Raw genomic sequence first — 22,731 nt, forward strand, 5'->3', positions numbered from 1 at the left:
AGGAAACAACACTCTTAAAACCATGTGCGTACAACGGCAGCATGAAGAAACAACCTGTGGTATCCCCGCTATCATAGGTACAAACGAACCCTTAGACCGGAGGCTTTGCGTCCCAATCTTTCGATTGGTTTGCCTTTTACACTAATGACAACGTTGTCATTACGTTAATTAGCATATGCCGCGATAGCGTTAAATTGCAACTAAATATTAACAAACAGGCCATTGTACCGATTATCAACGCAGGATTGGCTTTAAAGAAAGGTAGAACTATTGAGTTCAAAAAATAAGCAGTGAATTGTATTTAAAAGGATTGCTTAAACCATAGAGTCGTATCATCGACTCGCGTTGCCAATAGGAGAGACAATAAAAATAAATCGAAAGTCTTAAGAAAGAGGTTATGCAAGACGCCGCTCGATAACTCGTGCAAACAAAAATGCGGTCATCGAACAAGGTGATATGCAGAGTGCACTGCAAACACACAAATCCGATGGCCGCATGCTGTTGTTCTCGACCCAAACGAAATCAATATCTGAGTCAATGTCCGAATCAATATCAGCGTCAGCAAGCCAAGATTGATAGCCTGAACGAGCTTATCACGCCTTAATCTTGGTCTATTCGCACCTCAATCGAATGCCGTTAGGCGGCGTCCTTCGAGTAATCCCTTGCCAAGATCACCGATAAGCCACGGCAGACTAAGGTCTCCATATCATCGACACGATTAATCTTCATTTCGGCTAACGGTGCACTCAGGGCCATGCGTCTTAAACTATCGAGACACCCCTTGTAGTACGGCGCGCTGTTCATCATGCCGCCCGCTAACCAGATCCGATTAGGATTAAACAGATTGACCGCCCACGCTAGCCCCATCCCCAGATAAGTACCAGCGAGATATAAATCATCGGCGGTAGCAATCTTACGGCTGCGGATAGAATCGCCGCTGGCGAGTTGCTCAAGACTAAACTCCCCCGCCTCCGTCATCACCCGGCAATGCCCAAGCTCCCCAGCGACTCCCGTGGCCCCCGTAAAAGCCTTGCCGCTCAACGCGATCGACATGCCAATCCCAGTGCCACACATGACTAACAACTCACAGGCATATTTTTCATCACAGGTTGCCTGCATACCGGCGTCGATATCATTGCAGATAAACTTAAGTTCGCCTTGGGTTTTCAAGGTTTCAAAGCTTAGCCCATTGAGACCGGGCAAAGATTTACAGGACACCAAACGATTCTGTTGTACGAGTCCAGGTACAGCGATCGCTAAGTGGTAGTTCTGTAAATCATAATCCCGTTCCAGCGCCGCGATTTGATCATTTAAATCTTCAATTTTAAAGCCTTCACCCGTGGGGATTTTATATTGTTCTGTATGCCCCTTGAGTTGAAGTTCGAACAGGGCTTTGCTACCGCCCACGTCTATTGTTAATGTTTGCATCGCCAACTCCACTGATACATGTGCTCCCCTCTGACCCCGAGCGGAGATGGCAAATGTTAGCATAATGGGCCAATATTAGCGATTGAATAAAACTTAAGTAGCTAATTTGTAAGAATTAGTCGGGAGGACTGAGTGATAAAGATAACATTTCAATTTGAGAATTCGCCTAAGATCACAGCCCATGTTACCGCAAAGTGATGCTTCAAAAACAAAATTGTATACAAAATCCTTTATTCCATCCCCTTGCATCTTAGCCATTGAGCTTGCGATAATCGCCGCCAATTCGCATCCTTTTCGCCAGCATTACGCATTATAATTTGGTCGCCTACGTCAGCCGCCAATGCCAATATTTGGAGCCCCTATGTCGTTAGAATCGTCATCATCCCAACAACCTAATAAGATTGCTAACCGTCTTGCCGCCATTCGTAGTGAACTCGCCAGTGCCAATTTAGATGCCTTTATCATCCCGCGCGCGGATGAATACTTAGGCGAATATGTGCCTGAGCATAACGAGCGTCTGTACTGGGCAACCGATTTTACTGGCTCAGCGGGCATGGCCATTGTCTTAAAAGACAAAGCCGCCATCTTTACCGATGGTCGTTATACGGTGCAAGTGCGTCTGCAGGTGGATGCAAATCTCTTTAGTTATGAAAGCCTGACCGACACACCGCAAATCGAATGGCTATGCGATACGCTTGCCGCTGGTTCACGTGTAGGCTTCGATGCCCGTTTACACACCTTAGCGTGGTTTGAAAACGCCAAAGCGACCTTAGCGAAGGCTCAAATTGAACTGGTTGCCGTCGCACAGAATCCGATTGATAAACACTGGCAAAATCGACCTGCACCATCGAGCGCAGCTATCACGTTATTTAGCAATGAGAGTGCGGGTAAGACCAGTCTGCAAAAACGGACCGAGATTGGCGCATTAGTCAAAAAAGCGGGCGCCGATGTCGCGCTGATCGCCGCTTTAGACTCCTTCTGCTGGCTGCTCAATATCCGTGGTAATGACGTGCCGCGTCTGCCGGTCGTGCTCGGCTGCGCGCTACTTCACGCCAATGGCGATATGCAGCTATTTACCGATTTGAACAAACTCCCTGAAGGCATTGAGGAACACGTTGGAGCGGGTGTGAGCTTTAAGAGCGAAGCTTCACTTGCCGATACCTTGGCAAGCTTACAAGGCGTGAAACTGCTCGCCGATCCGAACTCTGCCAACGCTTGGGCGCAAAATATCGCCCGCGATGCTGGCGCTAAATTAATCGCCGGTATCGACCCCGTCTCCCTGCCTAAGGCACAGAAAAATGCCGCCGAATTAGCAGGCATGCGCGCCAGCCATATCCGTGATGGTGTGGCCGTGAGTCGTTTCCTCGCTTGGCTCGATGCCGAGGTCGCTGCCCATCGTCTGCATGATGAAGCAACCCTCGCCGACAAGTTAGAGAGCTTCCGCCTAGAAGATCCACAATATCGCGAGCCAAGTTTCGATACCATTTCCGCCGCTGGCGCCAATGCGGCCATGTGCCACTACAACCATAACAATGGCACGCCTGCCATGATGACGATGGACAGCATCTACCTTGTGGATTCTGGCGCTCAGTATCTGGACGGCACCACGGATGTCACTCGCACTATCGCCATTGGTAAAGTGACCGATGAACAGAAGAAAATGGTCACCTTGGTATTAAAAGGCCATATCTCCTTAGATCAGGCTCGCTATCCGAAAGGCACCACAGGGCAACAACTCGATGCCTTCGCCCGCCAATATCTGTGGCAACATGGGTTTGATTACGACCACGGCACAGGCCACGGCGTCGGTCATTTCCTCAGCGTGCACGAAGGTCCGCAGCGTATCGGTAAAAACCTCAATGCCATCGCCCTAATGCCTGGCATGGTGTTATCCAACGAGCCAGGTTATTACCGCGCCGACAGTTTTGGGATCCGCTTAGAAAACCTAGTGGTAGTGCAACACTGCGAAGCCTTAAAGGGCGCCGAGCGTGAAATGTATGAATTTGATGCCTTAACGCTGATCCCAATGGATGCTCGCCTTATCGATAAGAGCCTGTTAACCCAAGGCGAAATCGACTGGTTTAATGCTTACCATCAGAAAGTGTTTAACACCTTATCGCCATTAATGTCGGGCAGTGAGCTTGAGTGGCTAACAAAGGTCACAAAAGCCATCTAACGTTAAGTGGCACAAAACTAAGGCCCAAGCCAACGCTTGGGCTTTTTATTTAGAGTCGCTTCAAGACCCGTTCCACCTATGATGTTACTGTTCTGACAAGCTAAATCACGACATTAGTCCAATAGTCAGGCTGATGTTTTTCACCTAAGCTCCTACCACTATTTAGGCAAATGAACTTATAACCGCTTTAGCCAGGCATAAGCTAAAAACAGACCTTATACAAAACTCTAAAATTTGCTTTTAAACAGGATAAACACTCGTTTGAAAGCGAATTAAAAATGCAATATTTGCAGAAACTTACAAAATTTAAAAATCATTACTTTTGTTGCGGGTAAAGCTAAAAACCGCTCTCCAATACCCACACAAAAATGATACCATTATCACATAATAAGCCGACTCCAATGAGAGCTGGCACCCGTTTTACCAGTTACATTTACCCCAAAAGTCGTATCGGCCCTGAATGGACACACTAAATGAGCCAGAGTAACCCTAGCCGCAGTAAAACCAGCCAACTCCACAGTAACGCACAGGAAGTCCGCCTCACACCGCAAGACGAATTGATTTCTACCACAGATACCCGTGGGATTATTACCTACGTTAATCAACGCTTTGCCGAAGTCTCGGGTTATAAGCCCGAGGAATTGATCGGCCAGCCTCATAACAAGGTGCGTCACCCAGATATGCCCAGCGCCGCCTTTAAAGAAATGTGGGAAAAGCTGAAATCCGGCCAATCCTGGCGAGGCATAGTCAAAAACCGCTGTAAGAATGGCGGTTTCTATTGGGTCGATGCCTTTGTTTCTCCCCTGTTTGAGAATGGGACTATCATAGGTTATCAGTCGGTGCGTATTCAGCCGCAGGCGGCCTATGTCAGCAAAGCCACGGATATCTATCGCAGACTAATACAAAATAAACCCATCCCTAAACCACTCAGCTTAATGCAAAAACGTTTTGTCTCCGCCGTTGTTGCTACCACAGGTTTACTGATTGCGGGTTACTTTTGGGGTTGGGGAGTGATTTTCGCAGGGGCGATTCTAATGAGCCTCAATCTGGCAATCTTCTACGATGAGGCCTTTCGCATTCCAGCCAAATTGATTGAAATGCAAGAGAAATATGACTCTATCAGCCGCTATATTTACTCAGGCGCCGATACCTCATCGATTCTCGATTTCCAATTGATCCTATTGCAAGCCAAGATGAACGGCGTGCTTGGCCGCACCCAAGATCAGGCCCACCACTTACATGCGATTGCCGATCAGCTGGTGGTGACGACAGAACAAACCTATGTCAGCCTAGATCAAGAGAAAAACCAGCTAGAGCAACTCGCCAGCGCGATGGAAGAAATGAGCTCAACCATTGCCGAGGTCGCACAAAATACCCAACTGACCTCGACCAGTATCAACACCGCCTACGATCTCTGCCTCAAAAGCAGCGCCAATATGAAGGCCAACACCCAAAAGGTTGAGCAATTAGCCAAATCCGTGGCCGATGCCGCCAATAATGCCCATCAACTCAATAAGGAAGCCGAACGGGTGGCCAGCGCCATGGGCGAGATTGACTCGATTGCCGAGCAGACTAACCTACTCGCCCTCAACGCCGCGATTGAGGCGGCTCGCGCAGGCGAGCAAGGCCGTGGGTTTGCGGTTGTCGCCGACGAAGTACGCGCGCTGTCGAGCCGCACTCAATTGTCGACCAACAGTATTTCCCAGAGCGTCGACAAGATGTTCAGCATGCTAAATGCCTGGGCGAAGGAGATGGAACAGAGCCGTCAGCATGCCGAGCTATGTGCTAACGATATTCAAACTTCCGCCGAGAACGTGAACACCATTTACCAAGAGGTGAGCGAGATCCACACCTTTGCTCAGCAAAACGCGGTGGCCGCCGATCAACAGCGCCAAGTGGTACATGAAATCACTAACAACATTCACTCCATCACCCAAACCAGCAGCGAAAACCTCGCCGCCACCCATCAAATAGGTGATGCCGCTAACCATTTAAAACACAATGCCGAAAAGGCCCTCGGTCTACGCCGCGCCTTTGGCTAGTACTCCCGTCGCGCCATTATCAGCTAAGATGATGGCGCGATACTCCCCCTCTAGGTTTTCCCCTCTACAGTTTCAACCACATCTAAAACCGCTTACAGATTGTTATAAAATCCCAAAGGGTTAAAAAGTACAGGTTTTAACCGAAAATTTTGCTATACTCCGCGCCCGCCATTTTTCTGCTACACAAAGTGCAAAAATACTGTGTGGCGGAAATGCGTAAGCAAGTGCATAGGTTTGAAGCACTCTTGTAGTGAAGCGCTGTTGTAATGAATAAAGTGCGGCAGAGTGCGCTTTCAACAATAGAATGATGCGCTTGAATGATTGAATAAGTGACTGACAGGAATCCAAAATGAGATTTGAATCTTTTAGTTTTTGCCCCGAGATTTTACGCGCTATCTCAGATTGCGGTTATCAAAAAATGACACCTATTCAGCAGCAAGCGATCCCCGCTATCCGCCGCGGGCAAGATGTGCTGGCTAGTGCGCAAACAGGCACGGGCAAAACGGCGGCCTTCGCCCTGCCGATACTGCAAAAGATGGTGGAAAATCCCAGCGAGACCTTAAAATCGAACGCGCGGGTATTAATCCTCACGCCGACTCGTGAGCTAGCGGCTCAAGTCGCCGACAACGTTGAAGCCTACAGCAAGTATTTAAATTTCAGCGTATTAACCATTTACGGTGGTGTAAAGGTTGAGACTCAGGCGCAAAAACTTAAGCGTGGTGCCGATATTATTGTCGCGACGCCAGGGCGCTTACTCGAGCACCTGACCGCCTGTAATTTAAGCCTCTCTAGCATCGATTTTTTAGTGCTCGATGAAGCCGACCGTATGTTAGACATGGGCTTTAATGCAGATATTCAAAAAATCCTTCAAGCGGTGAATAAGAAGCGTCAAAACCTATTATTCTCAGCCACCTTCTCGAGTGCGGTGAAAAAACTGGCCAACGACATGATGGTCAAACCTCAGGTGATCAGCGCCGATAAGCAAAACACCACCGCAGATACCGTGAGCCAAGTGGTGTATCCGGTTGAACAGCGCCGTAAGCGCGAACTCTTATCCGAACTGATTGGTAAGAAGAACTGGCAACAAGTGTTGGTCTTTACCGCAACGCGCGATGCGGCCGACACCTTAGTGAAAGAATTGAATTTAGATGGTATTCCCTCTGAAGTCGTCCACGGTGAAAAGGCACAAGGTAGCCGTCGCCGCGCGCTGCGTGAGTTTGTCTCAGGCAAAGTGCGCGTATTAGTCGCCACCGAAGTCGCCGCCCGCGGCTTAGACATTCCAAGCCTTGAGTATGTAGTCAACTTCGACTTACCTTTCCTTGCCGAAGACTATGTGCACCGTATTGGCCGCACCGGCCGCGCGGGTAAATCAGGGGTTGCGATTTCATTTGTGAGCCGTGAAGAAGAGCGCACACTCGCTGATATTGAAAAGCTAATCGGCCAAAAAATTCGTCGTATTACCGTGCCCGGATACGAAGTCGGTAGCCGCGACTTGCTGTTAAAGCAGCTACAAACCCGCCGTAGTTTTGCTAAGAAACAACAGCGACTCGACAACGTTAGTGAGCAGATCATCGCCGAGAAAAGCATGCAGGGCCGCCGCGTGAAAATGAAGGTTGGCCAAGCCCCAAGCAAGGCGAAAAAGCTTAAGTAAATAGAGTGAACTATCACCTATCCAATAAAAAAGCGTCCTAGTGGACGCTTTTTTATTGGGCCTAAGCGATTGGTTTTGTATCACTTAACCACTTGAATTTTAGGGAAAGGGTACTTGCCCTCTTGGATTTCCTTATTAGGGCCGTACATCCGCATAATAATGTAGGCATCCTTTTCAGGAATCGGCAGCCAATTGCTGTTGCTCTCATCCCCTTTAGCGCTCAATTCGATGGTATACATGCCATCGGCGCCGGGTTTAAGAGTACGATCGCCGCGGCTGTGGCGGTTAATCTCATTGTGCGCCATTAAACGATTATCCGATCCATACACAGTAAACGACCAGAATTGACTCACCTCGGGCGCCTTAAAGTGCATCTGGTATTTTTTGCCATTTGAACCATTGAGATTTTTACCGTCATCGCCCTTTTCCTCCTTCAGATAAACGGACTCATCGGGCGGCAATCCCCACTGACCAAGGTAAGTGCCTTCGGCGAAGAGATCGCGCGCACCGTCACTCAATTGCTCACGTGTACCTAATAACTTACCCGCATTGGTCATTTTTGGCGCTAAGTCGATGATATGTTTCATCCCTAACGTTTCACCGACCTTAGCGGCAGCGATTTGAACGGCCGTTAAATCCTCCTTACAGGGGACCAGACCAATATCCTTAAACTGCTCTAACCATTGTTTATCGGCCGTGCCCATATCGCCATCGCAGAGCATATAGTTGACCCGTTGCAACCAATTGGTCTTCTCGGGATCGGGGTAAGTGCGCTCCTTAGGTTTAGGGCCAGCCACACCAAGATAGGCAGACAAAGTGCGGATATTCCAATCATCCATATAATTTAACGCGACTTTCTCATCTTCCTTGCCAACGGCCATAATGCGGCCCATCAGCTTGATCAGATTCGAATCCACATAAATCACTTCGTCCACACTGGCTGGCACATCGCCTTTCCATGAACGGGCGGCAAACATAAAGTGGCCGCCCTCATTGCCCCTTAAACGAGAGCCAATCATGGAGGTGGTGTAATGGCCCATATCCATAGTATGGAGGATCCAATAACGTCCTTTATCCATATCGGGCACGCTCACGATCACAGGCTCAGCGGCCACGTCCAACCATCCCATTAAGTGCAGGGTATCGTTGTTAATGGTGGGGTGCGCTGTGTAGGTATCGTCGGCAATATGACGAATATTTTGGAAGCGGTTCAGCGGAGTATCGGTTTTAACTGCGGTTTCGTAGAAAAATTTATAGGCTTCATCTATCGAGTAACCATAGATAAATGCATCCTGAGCATTTTTATCCGAAATAGATTGTGCCAAAACGACTTGGCTCACCATGATGGCAGCGAGGGAAAACAGTACTTTCTTCATCAACAACTCCTTGTATAGACTTGAAATTATGTAAAAATCCAAGCTCATCTATCAACAGCCAATAGCTTATCTATCCAGATGCCAACAAATGCCAGTCACGCTACTCGAGATTTATCCTAGACCCGTTTAAGTTCAATCACAAGCGTATATAAGTTGTTCAATCCACTATCAAATTCAACATGAGTTCCCGCATTAACCCCGTCGGTTCTAACTCACGTTTTATCCATTGTACAAGTACTCAAGCCTACTTCCCCTCAAACTGCGCCGATTAACGGTAACTGCGCCCCTAACACCGAAAAGACAATAAACTTAGAGATACTTTGCAAACAATTGCTTAAGTCGAGCCTCATCAATGGGATTTTCGCCGCGCCAGCCCGCAAGCGGTAAGATGATATCGGAGCGGATACTGCCGGGATATTTGATATTGCAGATCGCTTCAAATGGCGTAAATGCTTCATAGAGCGGCGCAACATAGGAATTTGGCATGATGCCAAGCTCTGCCAATACCATCAGCTGACCACGGAAACTGTACTTATTAAATTTAGGGATAATCTTGGCTTTCTTCACCCTTTGCTCGAGTTTTCCGGGTGTTTCATCCACAGGAGCCTGACGAATTGCCTCAATTAAAGCACTGAAGATGGCCACATCCTCGGCACTAGGCTTACAAGGCGCCAGCGTAAAAAATTCTTGTAATTCTATGAGTTTGTGCGCCCAGCGCTCGTTCCACACACTGCCAGCGTAACAGGAAAAGATTTCTTGCCCCTGCTCAATCCAATTAACAGCTTTGATTGAACATACAGGACAAATGTCACTATCCGTTGCCATCGTATGTTCTGGCAGCGACTTAGCAAACAGATAGCTGAGTATGGGCTGTCGACCACGGGGGAAACTCGAAAAACCACATAAATAGGCCGCCAGTAAATTTTCGAGGGAAAGATTAGGCTGCTTTAGTATCGCTTTATAGCCGAGCACCACATCATCATGACTCAGCTTAACCCTGTCGTTAACCGGATAGCCACTCTGTTCAATCAATGCGATTTCGGTATCAGATAGGCCTTGATAGGAGTAGATAGAGGTTCCCGTATCAACATCAAACACATCGCCATTATCGATTCTTTGCTGATAGCCATGCTCATCTTTGCGGTAGGACTTTTTATAATAGACTTTCTTTAATGCGTTAAATAATCCCTTATCCATTTACTGCTTCCTATTGAAAAATTGAGTGAATTGCTCTGTAACCTATAAACATGCAAGCAATAGTATCACTACATGCTTCTCCACCACACCCTTGAGTCACACCACAGCGCACCACCACGTTGACGATTAATTCATTCTCCTTAATAAAAGGTGCCACTAAAACTGCAATAAATTGGCCCTTTAGCCGTTCTTATCTGAGTCACCACAACCTAGACCGGCTCAAAGACACAAGCCTAGCTCAATAGCTTGATTAAAAAGAATAACCAAATAACACGGAGAGATGACTGATGCAGTCCCTACTACAGCGCTTTTTACTGACCACCAGCCTATTACTCGGCAGTTTTACCACGTTAGCCCAACCTATCGCCAAGGATGAATATTCGGTGAGCCCATTACTCAATGGCGAGCAAATCCCCGCAATCACTTTGCAAGACATGAATGGCCAAAGTGTTGATTTAGCGAAATTAACGGTACAAAAGCCAACCATTTTCTTCTTTTACCGTGGCGGCTGGTGTCCGTTTTGCAATAACCAGATGGGCCAGCTTAAAGCCATCGAACCTAAGCTTATCGACATGGGCTTTCAACTGGTGGGTATTTCACCCGATACACCCGCACAATTAAGGGCATCAGCCGCTAAAAACGAACTTAAATATCAGCTGCTTTCCGATGAAAAAATGCAGGCAGCGCAAGCCTTTGGTCTTGCCTTTTACACCAGTAAACAAGTGACAGATACTTACCTGAGTCGCTTAAAACTGGATAACCCACTGTGGACCACACCCGAAGGCGATAAGCGCTTAGTTCTGCCAGTACCAGCAATTTATATCGCTGATACCCAAGGATTAATCCATTTCCAATATGTGAATCCCAACTACAAAGTGAGACCCGCGCCTAAGTTGATTCTAACGGCCGCCAGCCTCGTGGGTACGACAGAATAATCTATCCATCATCTAAGCAGTCGCTAAGAATCGTTATCGATTTAGCGGCTGCTTTGCTAAACTAGCTTGGCCGCAATCGATACCACACGTTCCATTAGATCAATCCTTTAGCCCGCGGCGGAGCCACAATGAATTCTCAAACCTATAACCAAGCCGTACTCGAACTCGCCCGCGCGGGTCTTGCCGATTTAACCGCCTCAGCCCAAGCTAAAAAAGCCCAACGAACAGCCGCGCAGGAGAGTCATTTTCTGTGTAACTGGATGGTTGAGGCGCTCAAAGAGAAGCGTTTCTCGAAACTGGTGGCCGACGATCTCACGGCATGGATCCGTATGGCGCGCAGCCAAGGTGCTGGCGCCGAACTTAAGCGGTTATTGGAAAGAATTGTTCATCAATATCAGAGCGTTGAAAACTCGCACGTGGAGTTAGGTACAGCATTAAACGCTATGATTGCCGAGTTAACCCAGCTCGAATGGCTAGTGTTTACTGACACCGAAATTAACACCAAGCTTAAGCTAGACGCCGATGGCCAATCGAGCTTAGTTATTGATGTAAAAGAGTTTACTCAACATATTCAAGACAATCAGCTTATCAAACCCATCAACTTTTATGTTCGCGCCGATGAGCAGCTGTTGACTCAAATCGCCCTCTCCCATGGTTTGCTGATAAGCCAAGGTAATAAGAAAACTAGCCTGATTAAACACCATAAGACCTTTCAAATTTACCCGCACAATCAGCTGCCAGCCCTGTGCCTACTCTTGGCTTAAGCCCAAAAAGCTGCTTGAATAGGGAAACTGCGCTATAGATAACAAATTTTTCACAATGACTAGGTAAGATATAGCGCAGTCACCGCCAAGCTCGTTCAACCAAGGAGTGAAGGATAAGATGGTTAAAGGACGTATTCTCTGTCGTTGGCGAGCGCACGCCGTTTTATTACTTCTGTTGTTTACACCGCCTTCCTTTGCCCAACTACTCAAGTACAACATCACCGGCTCCTATTCTTGGTATCCCTATTTTATTGCGAATCAGCCCGAAGCCCCCGGCATGGTGTCTGAGTTAATCCCACTGATTTTATCCTTAGCCAATATCGAGGGCGAAAACCTGTCCTTGCCGCCAAAACGGACGAACAACGCCCTTGAAACCGGCCAGTTAGACTTTGATGTGGTCAGCCCAAGTTGGTTTACGGATCAAGACTTTGGCCCCTTATTTGTTAAATCCGATCCCATTATGCCCATCACAGAATACGTGGTGACCAGACCCGAGAATGTCGAATCCTTTAAGGAAGTCACTGAAATTAAAGGTAAGCAAATCGGTACCGTCAGGGGATATTTGTACCACGATGACAAGGAGTTTATCCGTGTCGATTTTACCTCGGAGCAAGAGCTGATTAAGGCATTGGATAAACACCGCATCACGGCCATTATCTCGGGTAACTATCCCGCCTTATATTGGTCGAACAAGCTTAAGATCCCCGTAGGATTGGCGGCGGTGCATTCCGATGGCGTATTGGTGCTCAGGCTACGTAAGGAGCATGCCGATCTACTGCCCGCACTCAATCACGCGATAGCACAGCTAAAAGCCGACGGAAAAGTGGAACAAATTATCCAAAAATACACCCAAGCCTTTGCCAGCTAAACCGAAAAAAGCTCATGTTTTTAGGAGCTCACAAGAAACTAGCTCTGCAATAACGTGACAAGCTTAGTTTTTGTAAATCATAACGATGAGATGGGTATTTAAGAGGATTTTGCGTTTTGCGCAACCTTAGGTTTTAACACCAAACGCTGCCCCTGATTAAGATGGGTGGTGCAGGCAACCCGCAATAAAGAAGCAAAGTTTGCCACTTCTCCGTGGCGAGTTAACACTTCACGATAAATACGGGTTAAAAACACCGCCACACTCAGCTCGGCATCTTCGGCAATCTCTTCAATAATCTGCCAAAAAATCGCCTCGAGCCGCACGCTCGTCACGACCCCATCTATTCGAATAGAGCGGGTTTTGAGTTCAAACAGTTCGGGTTCGGCACCGGAATAGATTTCACACACAATATCACTCCCCAAGCGGCGATTGCGCTAAGCTCTAGCATTGCGCTTAGCTTAAGTCCCCAGCGAATACTCAACTTAAGCCCTACCCGAACTGTTATGCCATAAATAACGTTAGATGAATATCGTTAATTCAATAACTTGTTAAACTGCGCCAACCATGCAGGATGCGCTGGCCAAGCGGGCGCCGTGACTAACTTGCCATCGGTGATTGCCGCCGTCACCTCAATCTCGCAATACTCGGCGCCCGCTTGTTTCACCTCAGGCGCACAAGCTGGATAGGCAGACACTTTCTTACCGCGTACCACATCGGCCGCCGTCAGTAACTGCGCGCCATGGCAAATCGCCGCTATGGGTTTATCTTGGGCAGCAAAGTCCATCACCAAGGCGATCACCGCAGGATTTAGGCGTAAATACTCAGGCGCACGGCCACCGGGAAGCAGCAGCGCATCAAAATCACTGGCGTTGGTACCGGCAAAGTTGCCATTTAGGGCAAATAAGTGTCCTGGTTTTTCGGTATAGGTTTGATCGCCTTCAAAGTCATGGATAGCCGTTTTAATGGTTTGTCCCGCCACTTTATCAGGGCAGACAACCGTTACGCTGTGCCCCACCATTTGTAGGGCTTGGAACGGTACCATTAGCTCATAATCTTCAACAAAATCACCAGCGATGATCAAAATATTGGCCATGAGAAACTCCTTTTATTCGATAAGGGAAAACGCAACATCGGATTTCACTCTACTCCGACCATTAAATTTAGGGTAATAGTGGAATACTACAAATTGGCGCTGCGGTTTCAGGCATAAAAAAAGCGCCCGCAGGCGCTTTAATCTAAGCCATTAATATCAATTACTTATCTTTGGCTCTATCACAGTATGTTGCTGGCTATAACCATTTAATCCGCTATTCGCCGACTTCACTACATTTAAGGCTTCGGTAGTTAAAGCATTATTGCCATTGAGTAGGTCATTTAAGGTGCCAGACTCAGATTGCACTAAACCTAACTCCCGCAGCATGGCATCCACCACTGGCGCATTGGCACGGTAGTTTAACGCGGCGCTGGTTACTTGCTCGGCGATACCGCCTTGATGCGCGACCGCGCCATCAGCTCCCGATGCCAGTTGATTACCAGTGCCATAACCTTGAAGAATTTTAATGCCTTCAATATTTTCCAGCGGTTTAACTGCCTGCGCGACAATCTCAGGCAGTGCTTTTAAGATAGCGAGGGATTTTTGCAGTGCAATCTGCTCATCGCGCAGCACGTTTTCGGCTTCGTACAGAGCTTGTTTACCCGCAGCTTCAACCGCATAGACCTTCTCGTCGGCCTCGGCTTGCAGCTTCTTGGCATCGGCACTGGCGCGGGCTTCAATCAGAATCGCGCTCGATCTGTCTTCGGCGGCACGTTTTTCCGCCTCGGCTTGTACTGTCACGCCCACCGCATCGCGCTCCGCTTCTTTGCGAGCATCGATTACTTCAATCTCTTTACGACGATTCGCTTCAGCCACTTGGCGCACTGTAATAACCGCTTCTTCTTTCTCTACCTTGGTTTTTTCCGCTTCAGCGGCGCGGGCACGGGCGGCAGACTCTTCTTCCGACTTCGCGGCTACCGCGATGTGTTTTTCCTGCTCGGCGACTTCGATATCACGTTGCTGTTGAATACGGGCCTGTTCGATAGATTTGCGCTTTTCAATCTCGCGGGTTTCGATGTCTTTAGTCTTTTCGATTTCCGCAGTTTCGATTGCACGCTCTTTGGCAATCTCGGCTTCGCGTTCTTCACGGGACTTGTTTTCTTTTTGCTTAATAATTTCCGCTTTTTGCTCGGCACGCTTAAATTCGAGCGACTGTTGCTGCACCAGACGCGCTTCTTCTTCGGCCTTTTCAATCTCTAGCGATTCTTTTTCAGCCTCTAGGTTACGCTGCTCGATCTTGATGCGATTTTCCTGCTGGATATCGTTGGTTTCTTTACGTTTTTCTTCGATAATCTTGGCTAAACGTGCACGACCTTCAGCGTCGAATGCGTTATTTTCATTAAAGAATTGCAGATCAGTCTGGTCAAAACCCGTCAAAGAAACGGATTCGAGCTCTAGCCCGTTTTTCTCGAGATCGTTAGCGACGTTATTCTGCACCCGCTGGACAAAATCGGCGCGCTGCTCGTGCATTTCGGTCATGGTCATTTCCGCCGCGACCGCACGTAACACGTCAACAAACTTAGATTCCATCAGCTTTTTCAGCTCTTCCACGCGCGTGGTACGGGTACCTAAGGTTTGTGCCGCCATTGAAATGCCTTCGGCATTGGGTGCCACACGCAGATAGAAGTCTGCCTTCACATCGACGCGCATTCTATCCTTAGTGATCAGCGCATCTTTTTGGGTTTTCTCCACTTCGATACGCAGGGTATTCATATTTACCGCGATGGTTTCATGCAGCACGGGTAAGACGATTGCGCCGCCGTCCTTAATAATTTTTTCACCACCAAACCCCGTACGAACAAAGGCCATTTCCTTCGTTGCACGTTTATATAACTTGGCGAAAATCAGACCAATCACAATCAGGCCAATCAATACCATTCCGGCAACTAACAACACGAAGTTGCTCGAACTGGTTACATCGTTTAACACATCCATTTGCTTTCCTTTTTCGTTAATGGCTTTGGAAAATTAATTATCAAAGCGAGTCGCAGACCAGACTCTTCCTTCTCGTTTCAGCAGCACCACTTGCGTGCCGCTGGCAAACTCGATCCCCGAGGTTTCGGGTTCGACTAATACATAATGTTTTTGTTGATGTTTATCGCGCACCACGGCTTCCGATGGCATGCCCTTCATAGCGCAGCCTAAGGTGATAGTGCCGACATAACCGCTTAAATCATCAAGGGATATGGCGGTAGACTCATTCTTAGGGAGCAGTTCAGCCAATATCCGCCCGAGATAGCGACAGGCAAACGCACTGCCAACCACGGCAATCGGTAAGGTAAAGAGTTGGGGTAACAAGACGCCCGTGAAGAGCAGGCTCAGGTAATTTGCAATATAACCGACAATCGCAAAGCTGGTCAGTGCCAGCACAAACCAGATAAGTAAGGGTAATCGATTTAGACACAACCAGCCCGCAATCCCCGTCAGGCCAGTACCGCCAATCTCGGCATCATAATCCACATCGGCGGGCACCCATTGGTCGAGCGCACTCATCATGCTTAACCCTATCACTAGGGCTAAGGCTTCAAACACACCAAGGACAAGCACGCAGGCGAAGGCAATAGTGTAAGGTAGGTTAGGCTGTTCAACTAAAAACGCCCACATAGTCATCTCCTTGAACGATACAGCATTCCATTTACTTCACTGTAATTATCAACTTACGAGCGACAGAATAGCAAGGCGAGCCTAGTTTCCAAACAAAAAAGTTTCCAAACAAAAAATTTACCCTAAAACGGATTTTGACTAAATCCTTGCTGCGCTAGAATCGCATGGGCCGTCATCGCAGACAGGGCCATATCGACACCCGGTAACAAAGAGGCGTTGTGTAAGTCAAAATAAGCGGCGCTCTGACCACAGATATAAAACTTCACCCCGTGGGCCACTAAGGTTTTCACTAAGGCTTTATTGGGGTTTTGCGCACCGTTGTGTTGCTTGGCATAAAAGCTATCATCGGCTAAATCGCCAACGGCACTGCCATGCACCACCATCGCTAGCTCAATATCGCTTTCTTTAACGCCAGCAGCCACGTGCATATTGATAAAACGAGCAAGGCTGTCGAGCTGACGATTCACTTGGCCGACATCGGCCGCCTTACTCATATCGAATGCCACCTTAAACTTCATCCCCGCAGGGATAGCAAGGGTGCTTTCGACCTTAGCCACTTCACCAAATTCGGGGATGGCGGTTCCAGGCGCAAAGCTCTCGGCTCCGGCATGGGCGGCACTGGATAAACCGACCAACAGCGCCATGGTCATGGCTTTAAGGGTTTTAGTGTGATGTGATTTTGGCTGCATGATATTATCATCCTGTTATTGTTATTTTTTCGTGCTAATAGATAACGACAGCACCTTAAGATTGAGTCTATGGATACCGCTATGAACACCAAAGAACCTACGCCAAGTTACGATAAACTCACGGCCCATTTCCAGAGAATTTCACATTTTGAACATTTTAGTGCGCTAGGTGATTGGGATCAGGCCGCCATTATGCCCCTCGGTGGCGGCAGTGAACGGGGCGATGCCATGGCAGAGCTGGCGTTACATATCCATAGCCTTAAAACGGCGCCAGAGCTTGGCGATAACCTCGCACAAGCCTCGCAAGAGGCGCTGAGCCCAGAACAACAGGCCAATCTGAGGGAAATGCAATATCAGTATCAACAGGCGACCTTAGTGCCGGGAGAGCTGGTACAGGCCAAAACGAAAATGGCCTACCAGTGTGAAAATGCCTGGCGCGAGCAACGCAAAAACAATGATTGGCAAGGTTTTAAACCGAATCTAAAAGCAGTGATCTCCCTCGCGAGGGAAGAAGCCTTAATTCGCGCGCAGGCGCTTAACATCTCCCCCTATGATGCCCTGCTCGATAAATTTGAGCCCGGCATGACCACCGCAAAGCTCGAACAGACCTTTGGCGACTTAAAAACGTGGTTACCCAGTCTTATCCAAGATGTGCTGGCAAAACAAGCCAGTGAACCCAAGCTTACCCTTAACGGCCCCTTCGAAATCAAGGCACAGCAAGCCCTAGGCCAAGCGGTGATGGCCTATTTAGGGTTTGACTTTAACCATGGCAGGCTCGATATCAGCAGCCACCCATTTTGTGGTGGAGTGCCAAGCGATGTACGCATCACGACGCGTTATAATGAAGCCGATTTTAGCAGCGCTATCATGGGCATAGTGCATGAAACTGGCCACGCCCGTTATGAACAGGGCTTACCGAAACCATGGCGCGGTCAGCCCGCAGGATTGGCTCGCTCCATGGGCGTCCATGAGAGCCAAAGCTTATTTTGTGAAATGCAGCTCGGTGCCAATCCCGCGTTTTTACGCCAATTACAACCACTGATTAAACAGCATTTGGGCTGCGAGTTCAGCGCCCAAGACTTGGCAAGACACTATACCCGCGTCAATCCGGGGCTTATCCGTGTCGATGCCGATGAAGTCACTTACCCTTGCCACATTCTATTGCGCTTTGAGGCCGAAAAAGCCTTTATCGACGGTAGCCTGAGTGTGGATGACCTTCCCGATTTTTGGTCAAGCCAGATGCAACAACTGCTTGGGATCAATACCGATGGTAATTATCGCGATGGTTGTATGCAGGATATCCATTGGGCCGTGGGTGAATTGGGATATTTCCCAAGTTATACCTTAGGCGCCATGTATGCCGCCCAATGCCGTTTTGCGCTGGAGCGAAGCTTAGGCCCGATTGAAAACCTTATCGATAATGGGCAGTTATCCCAAGTATTTGACTGGCTTGGCACCCACATTTGGTCCAAAGGCTCATTACTGACAACGGATGAGCTCATCATTCAAGCCACTGGCGAGCCGCTCAATAGCCAATATCTTGCTAAACATTTGAAGCAACGTTATTTGGGATAAGCGCGGTAAACCGCCCAGACAATCGCTGCACTGCCGAGTTTCAAAGCTTTTGCTGCGATTTGGGTATATAATCCCCAACTTATTTATTCACACTGTTTTGGACGGAAAAAGGTCGACCATGTTACTGCGTGCAATCACCTCAGAGGATTGGGATGCTATTTTACAGATCCAGGAAGAATGTTACTCCCAACTGGATCCTGAACCCCTGCATGTATTGCAAAGCAAGTGGCACGTCTCACCTCAATCCTGCTTTGTGTTTGAGGTGAATGAGTCGGTGGTGGGCTATTGCCTCGCCCACCCTTGGACCACCAATATGCCTCCAGCACTGTATGAGCCCATCACTCAGTTACCTAAGGCCGATACCTTATATCTGCACGATATAGCCATCTCGGTAAAGGCTCAGGGTTTAGGCGCTGGCTCCAAGGCCCTAACGCGCTTAAAGCAGCTCGCGGATCGTTTTAACTTGAGCTCCCTCTCTCTGGTCGCGGTACAAGGTGCCGATAGCTACTGGCGTAAAATGGGCTTTAAACCTAAGGCCATAGAGAAATGCCTTGGCAGCTATACCGACGATGCAATGTATATGATTTATAAGCTTAATCATCGAGAAGAATGATGAACCCCACCCTAACGACTATTGGTTTACTCTGTCTTAGCAATATTTTTATGACCTTCGCATGGTATGGGCATTTAAAATCTTTAGGTTCAAAGCCTTGGATTATTGCCGCCTTAGTCAGTTGGGGCATCGCCCTATTTGAATACCTACTGCAAGTGCCCGCTAATCGCATCGGCTACACAGTGATGAATGTCGGCCAACTAAAAATCCTGCAGGAAGTCATCACCTTAAGCTTGTTTGTGCCCTTCGCCTATTTCTATATGAAGGAGCCACTCAAACTCGACTATCTCTGGGCGGGCCTGTGTATCCTCGGTGCGGTGTATTTTATTTTTAGAAGCGAATTTAACTAATTCCAGACTTATTTCAGGACTTTTTCAGGAGAAAACCATGGCGCGTCAAGTGACTTACACCTTCAAAGGTGAGACGAAAACCATCGCCTTTAGTTATGATAAACACCGCGATTTATATGAAGCCGTGGCCGAGGCCGAAGGAATTGACTTAACCAAGTTTCTCGCAATGGAACAACAAATTGCCATGACCTCACGCAAAGGTGCCAAGGCTGAAAAAGACTATCGCAAGGTCGAGTTTGCGCGCTTTGGGTTTAGCAATATCCACTTTGTACGCGATGAAGAACCCGAGGCCTAAGCCTTATCGCCATTTATCCATTTAGAATTAGGATTGCAGATGTTAAACGCTGAACATGCTAACTTTCCCCGAGCAGGATTCTTCCGCCGCTTAGGGGCAATGATCTATGACCTGCTGCTCGCAGTAGCCGTGTATATGTTTGCTGGCGCCATCGGCTTTGGTATTTTCTTCGGACTCACAGCCTCGGGCCTGATTAGCATGAATGGCTTTGAACATGTGTCCGACGCCCTCAATGGCACGCCGATTTACCATGGGATTTATCAACTCTGGTTAGTGCTCTGCGTAGGCACTTTCTATGCGCTTTTTTGGAGTAAGGGTGGTCAAACTCTCGGGATGCGCGCCTGGCGCCTTAAGATCCAACATCCTAATGGCCAAAATCTAAGCCTTATCACCGCCTATGCACGCATCGTCTGGTCATTACTCGGGATTGGTAATCTGTGGGTGCTGATAAACGACGATAAACTCGCACTACAGGATATGATGACCCGCTCTGAAGTGGTTGTTCTTTCTAAGGAAGCCAACCAAATGCGCAATTGGCATGGTGCATAAACTACAGGCGGTTAAATCATAGCGCTTAAACCATAGCGCTTAAACCTAGCACCTAAGCCTCACAACCGTGATTGAGCTAACATTGCCCCAATAAAAAACGACGCCATGGCGTCGTTTTTTATTGCCCGTGTGTATCACCGCCGGATAAAGTAGAAGGCAATGCCAGTAAATAGCAGACTCGGCGCGATGGCCCCCACGTAGGCCGGCAACTCATACACCATACTCATGGGACCAAAGATCTCGTTACTGATATAGAAGCTAAACCCAGCAACCACACCAAGCAACACCCGCGCCCCCATAGTCACAGTCCGCAGTGGTCCAAACACAAAGGATAAGGCCACCAGCATCATCACCCCGACCGTCACAGGCTGCATCACCTTACGCCAGAGGGCTAATTCGTAACGGCTTGGATCTTGGCTGTTGTTTTTAAGGTAATCTAAGTAACCCATTAAGCCGCGAATCGATAAGGCCTCGGGCTTGACCGATACCACGCTGAGTTTGTCGGGCGTGAGACTTGAGCGCCAAATATCTTCGTCTAAGTGTTCGAGCTTCACTTCGTCATAGCTTAAGTCAGTACGCTTCACACCCATAAGATGCCAGCTGTCCTTACTGAATAAAGCACTCTTAGCATACACCACATTCGTAAGCTTTAACTCACTGTTAAACTTATACAAAGTAATATTATTCAGCTTATCAATATCGGCGACTTCACCAATATTCACGAACAAATCGCCGTCTTTAGCCCAAATGCCTCGGTGGGATTTAATCAAACTGCCGCCGGAGAGTTTAATGGCTTGGAGTTCATTGGCCTTTTGCTCGGCCACTGGCGCGCCCCACTCACCCAATGCCATCACCATCAACATCAATGGCACTGCGGTTTTCATCGCAGATAAGGTGATCTGCAACCGCGACATCCCTGAGGCTTGCATCACCACCAGCTCAGAGTTCGAGGCCAGCATCCCCATGCCGATCAAGGCGCCTAACAGCACCGCCATCGGGAAAAACATTTCAATATCGCGAGGCACAAGGAATAACACATAAATGCCTGCATCCATCATAGTGTAGGAACCACGCCCCACTAAGCGCAGCTGGTCAACCCACTTAATGATGCCCGACAAGCCCGTCAGCACCAGCAAACACAGCGCCGAAGTGCTTAATAAAACTCTGGCGATATAAAGGTCTAAAATCTTCATGCGGCCACCTTTTTACGCGCCATTGCCGTCGATAAACGAGCAAATAAGGGTCTGTCTTTTCCTAGGAGTAAAATCCCCATAATGAGTGCCGACAAATGGATCCACCACATGCCTAAATATTGTGGGATCACCCCATCCTGCAAGGCTTTACGTCCCGCGACCATCAGGCCAAAGTAGCCAAGATATAACAGTACTGCCGGGAGCATTTTGGCAAATTTACCTTGGCGCACATTGACTCGCGCCAGCGGCACGGCAATAAGTGTCATGATAGGAATCGCCAGCGGAATCGCTAAACGCCAATGGAACTCAGCCACGGCTTCAGGTCCTTCGACTTTCATCAATTCAGTGAGCGGTAAGGCAGAGAGTTTACGGCGACGCTCATCGACCTGTTGCTCTTTGATTTGCATCTTATAGCCACCAAATTCAATCATTTGGTAGTCTTTCTGTTGTGGGCTGCCCTGATAGCGCACTCCATCATTGAGCTGTAATTGCTGCGAGCCGTTCTGATCTTCCAGTACCCGTCCGCCCTTCGCCACCACCACGTTGGTTAAACCAATTTCGTCATTGGGGTCGGGCAACTGGGCCACAAACACTTTATCCAAGTCGTTATCCTTGCCGATACGCTCGACAAACAGCACAGCACGGCCGTTAGGACTCGCCTGAAAACGCCCCTGCACTAATGCGGCAAGTCCCGCTTCGGATTGAGCTTTTTCGAGCACTTGGTTTTGTTGCTCCTCGGCCCAAGGCGCGACATAGAGGGATAAATAGCCAGTAAACAACATGTTGATAACGGCGAGGATCAAAGTAACTCGGGTAACATACCATTCACTTACGCCAACACCGTGGAGAATGACCATTTCATTCTCGGCATACATGCGGCCGTGGGCCATGAGGATCCCAAGGAACAAACTTAAAGGTAAAACGAGAACAACAAGATAGGGTAAGTTGAGGCCTATCAAGGTAGCGATAAGAGAGGCAGGAAATTCACCGTCTGAGGCGTCGGCCAATATGCGCACGAAATGCTGGCTAATAAAAATAGTTAACAGTACGAAAAGTACTGCAATTTGCGCCTTTAAAACTTCTCGAATAAGGTATCTAAATACAATCACAGGTAGGATCCGGTCTCTAAACTTATCTTTTTGCTGGTAACAGACTAACTTTCATGTAAACTGTTTACTTTTGGTAGTTTTCTGACCAGCTTCAGGGGTTCCTGGCAAACGATAAATGTCACGGATATTTCACAAAAACGTGACTCAAGTGCCGAGAATAAATCACCTTTGGAGTAATAACTTAGGCCCTTTTCGGGACAAGCAGACATTATCCAATAAATATA

At 48.1% G+C, this 22,731-nt stretch carries 21 protein-coding genes and 1 riboswitch; of the genes, 11 read left to right on the forward strand and 10 right to left on the reverse strand.

The genetic code is table 11. The annotated features are described in order from the left end of the window. Window positions 1–55: 55 nt before the first annotated feature. A riboswitch (cyclic di-GMP riboswitch) is annotated at window positions 56–144 on the reverse strand. Between the two features lie 492 nt (window positions 145–636). Then, window positions 637–1,428: an ROK family protein gene (locus K0H59_RS15080; protein ID WP_011717840.1), complete on the reverse strand. Its 792-nt coding sequence runs from the start codon at window positions 1,426–1,428 to the stop codon at window positions 637–639. A 361-nt stretch (window positions 1,429–1,789) separates the two neighbouring features. Between K0H59_RS15080 and K0H59_RS15085 the strand changes: the two genes are divergently transcribed. The 3 genes from K0H59_RS15085 to K0H59_RS15095 all read left to right on the forward strand — a co-directional run bounded on the left by K0H59_RS15085 (window position 1,790) and on the right by K0H59_RS15095 (window position 7,297). Continuing rightward, on the forward strand, window positions 1,790–3,604 hold the full coding sequence (locus K0H59_RS15085) for an aminopeptidase P family protein (protein WP_220053600.1): 1,815 nt from the start codon (window positions 1,790–1,792) through the stop codon (window positions 3,602–3,604). 473 nt (window positions 3,605–4,077) lie between these two features. Continuing rightward, complete coding sequence (locus K0H59_RS15090; RefSeq protein WP_088210527.1) at window positions 4,078–5,646, forward strand: PAS domain-containing methyl-accepting chemotaxis protein; 1,569 nt, start codon at window positions 4,078–4,080, stop codon at window positions 5,644–5,646. Window positions 5,647–5,995: 349 nt separating this feature from the next. Next, a complete protein-coding gene (locus K0H59_RS15095; protein ID WP_011717843.1) occupies window positions 5,996–7,297 on the forward strand; it encodes a DEAD/DEAH box helicase in 1,302 nt (433 codons plus the stop codon). An 80-nt stretch (window positions 7,298–7,377) separates the two neighbouring features. Here the strand turns inward: K0H59_RS15095 and K0H59_RS15100 are convergent, their stop codons facing one another. Continuing rightward, window positions 7,378–8,673, reverse strand: coding sequence for a DUF1254 domain-containing protein (locus tag K0H59_RS15100; protein WP_088210526.1), 1,296 nt, complete (start codon window positions 8,671–8,673; stop codon window positions 7,378–7,380). Window positions 8,674–8,982: 309 nt separating this feature from the next. Continuing rightward, on the reverse strand, window positions 8,983–9,870 hold the full coding sequence (locus K0H59_RS15105) for a hypothetical protein (RefSeq protein WP_220053601.1): 888 nt from the start codon (window positions 9,868–9,870) through the stop codon (window positions 8,983–8,985). 287 nt (window positions 9,871–10,157) lie between these two features. On the opposite strand from K0H59_RS15105, the gene K0H59_RS15110 reads away from it, so the two are divergent. The 3 genes from K0H59_RS15110 (at window position 10,158) to K0H59_RS15120 (ending at window position 12,437) form a co-directional block, all read left to right on the forward strand. Continuing rightward, window positions 10,158–10,805 carry a peroxiredoxin-like family protein gene (locus K0H59_RS15110; RefSeq protein WP_220053602.1) on the forward strand — a complete coding sequence of 216 codons (648 nt, stop codon included), beginning with the start codon at window positions 10,158–10,160 and terminating at the stop codon, window positions 10,803–10,805. A 128-nt stretch (window positions 10,806–10,933) separates the two neighbouring features. Continuing rightward, window positions 10,934–11,569, forward strand: a complete 636-nt coding sequence (locus K0H59_RS15115; protein ID WP_088210523.1) for a DUF2913 family protein — start codon at window positions 10,934–10,936, stop codon at window positions 11,567–11,569. A gap of 118 nt (window positions 11,570–11,687) precedes the next feature. Then, window positions 11,688–12,437 (forward strand): ABC transporter substrate-binding protein, encoded by a 750-nt coding sequence (locus K0H59_RS15120; RefSeq protein ID WP_220053603.1) that lies wholly within the window; start codon window positions 11,688–11,690, stop codon window positions 12,435–12,437. 98 nt (window positions 12,438–12,535) lie between these two features. On the opposite strand, the gene K0H59_RS15125 is transcribed toward K0H59_RS15120, so the two are convergent. From K0H59_RS15125 to K0H59_RS15145, 5 genes are all read right to left on the reverse strand, one after another. Next, entirely contained in the window at window positions 12,536–12,844 is a 309-nt protein-coding gene (locus K0H59_RS15125; protein ID WP_088210521.1) for a ribbon-helix-helix domain-containing protein, read from the reverse strand. Window positions 12,845–12,969: 125 nt separating this feature from the next. After that, complete coding sequence (locus K0H59_RS15130; protein WP_088210520.1) at window positions 12,970–13,530, reverse strand: DJ-1/PfpI family protein; 561 nt, start codon at window positions 13,528–13,530, stop codon at window positions 12,970–12,972. Between the two features lie 156 nt (window positions 13,531–13,686). Further along, window positions 13,687–15,465 carry a flotillin family protein gene (locus tag K0H59_RS15135; RefSeq protein ID WP_088210519.1) on the reverse strand — a complete coding sequence of 593 codons (1,779 nt, stop codon included), beginning with the start codon at window positions 15,463–15,465 and terminating at the stop codon, window positions 13,687–13,689. A 33-nt stretch (window positions 15,466–15,498) separates the two neighbouring features. Then, window positions 15,499–16,134, reverse strand: a complete 636-nt coding sequence (locus K0H59_RS15140; protein ID WP_088210518.1) for a YqiJ family protein — start codon at window positions 16,132–16,134, stop codon at window positions 15,499–15,501. A gap of 122 nt (window positions 16,135–16,256) precedes the next feature. Next, on the reverse strand, window positions 16,257–16,823 hold the full coding sequence (locus K0H59_RS15145) for a DsrE family protein (RefSeq protein WP_011717853.1): 567 nt from the start codon (window positions 16,821–16,823) through the stop codon (window positions 16,257–16,259). A gap of 81 nt (window positions 16,824–16,904) precedes the next feature. Between K0H59_RS15145 and K0H59_RS15150 the strand changes: the two genes are divergently transcribed. From K0H59_RS15150 to K0H59_RS15170, 5 genes are all read left to right on the forward strand, one after another. Beyond that, a complete protein-coding gene (locus K0H59_RS15150; protein WP_392447210.1) occupies window positions 16,905–18,398 on the forward strand; it encodes a carboxypeptidase M32 in 1,494 nt (497 codons plus the stop codon). Window positions 18,399–18,516: 118 nt separating this feature from the next. Next, window positions 18,517–19,011, forward strand: a complete 495-nt coding sequence (locus K0H59_RS15155; RefSeq protein ID WP_220053605.1) for a GNAT family N-acetyltransferase — start codon at window positions 18,517–18,519, stop codon at window positions 19,009–19,011. After that, on the forward strand, window positions 19,011–19,361 hold the full coding sequence (locus K0H59_RS15160) for a DMT family protein (protein ID WP_037415674.1): 351 nt from the start codon (window positions 19,011–19,013) through the stop codon (window positions 19,359–19,361). Before K0H59_RS15155 ends, K0H59_RS15160 begins: the two co-directional genes overlap by 1 nt. A 37-nt stretch (window positions 19,362–19,398) precedes the next feature. Continuing rightward, a complete protein-coding gene (locus K0H59_RS15165; protein ID WP_011626864.1) occupies window positions 19,399–19,656 on the forward strand; it encodes a DUF2960 domain-containing protein in 258 nt (85 codons plus the stop codon). Window positions 19,657–19,695: 39 nt separating this feature from the next. After that, entirely contained in the window at window positions 19,696–20,205 is a 510-nt protein-coding gene (locus K0H59_RS15170) for an RDD family protein (protein WP_011717856.1), read from the forward strand. Window positions 20,206–20,339: 134 nt separating this feature from the next. Here K0H59_RS15170 and lptG read toward each other — a convergent pair whose 3' ends face one another. Further along, a complete protein-coding gene (lptG, locus tag K0H59_RS15175; RefSeq protein WP_220053606.1) occupies window positions 20,340–21,398 on the reverse strand; it encodes an LPS export ABC transporter permease LptG in 1,059 nt (352 codons plus the stop codon). Further along, on the reverse strand, window positions 21,395–22,507 hold the full coding sequence (lptF, locus tag K0H59_RS15180; RefSeq protein WP_011623577.1) for an LPS export ABC transporter permease LptF: 1,113 nt from the start codon (window positions 22,505–22,507) through the stop codon (window positions 21,395–21,397). The genes lptG and lptF overlap by 4 nt, the downstream gene beginning before the upstream one ends. Between the last annotated feature and the right edge of the window lie 224 nt (window positions 22,508–22,731).

Origin of the sequence: Shewanella sp. FJAT-51649 (assembly GCF_019457435.1) — a bacterium.
In the GTDB taxonomy this organism is placed as follows: Bacteria; Pseudomonadota; Gammaproteobacteria; order Enterobacterales; family Shewanellaceae; genus Shewanella; species Shewanella mangrovisoli.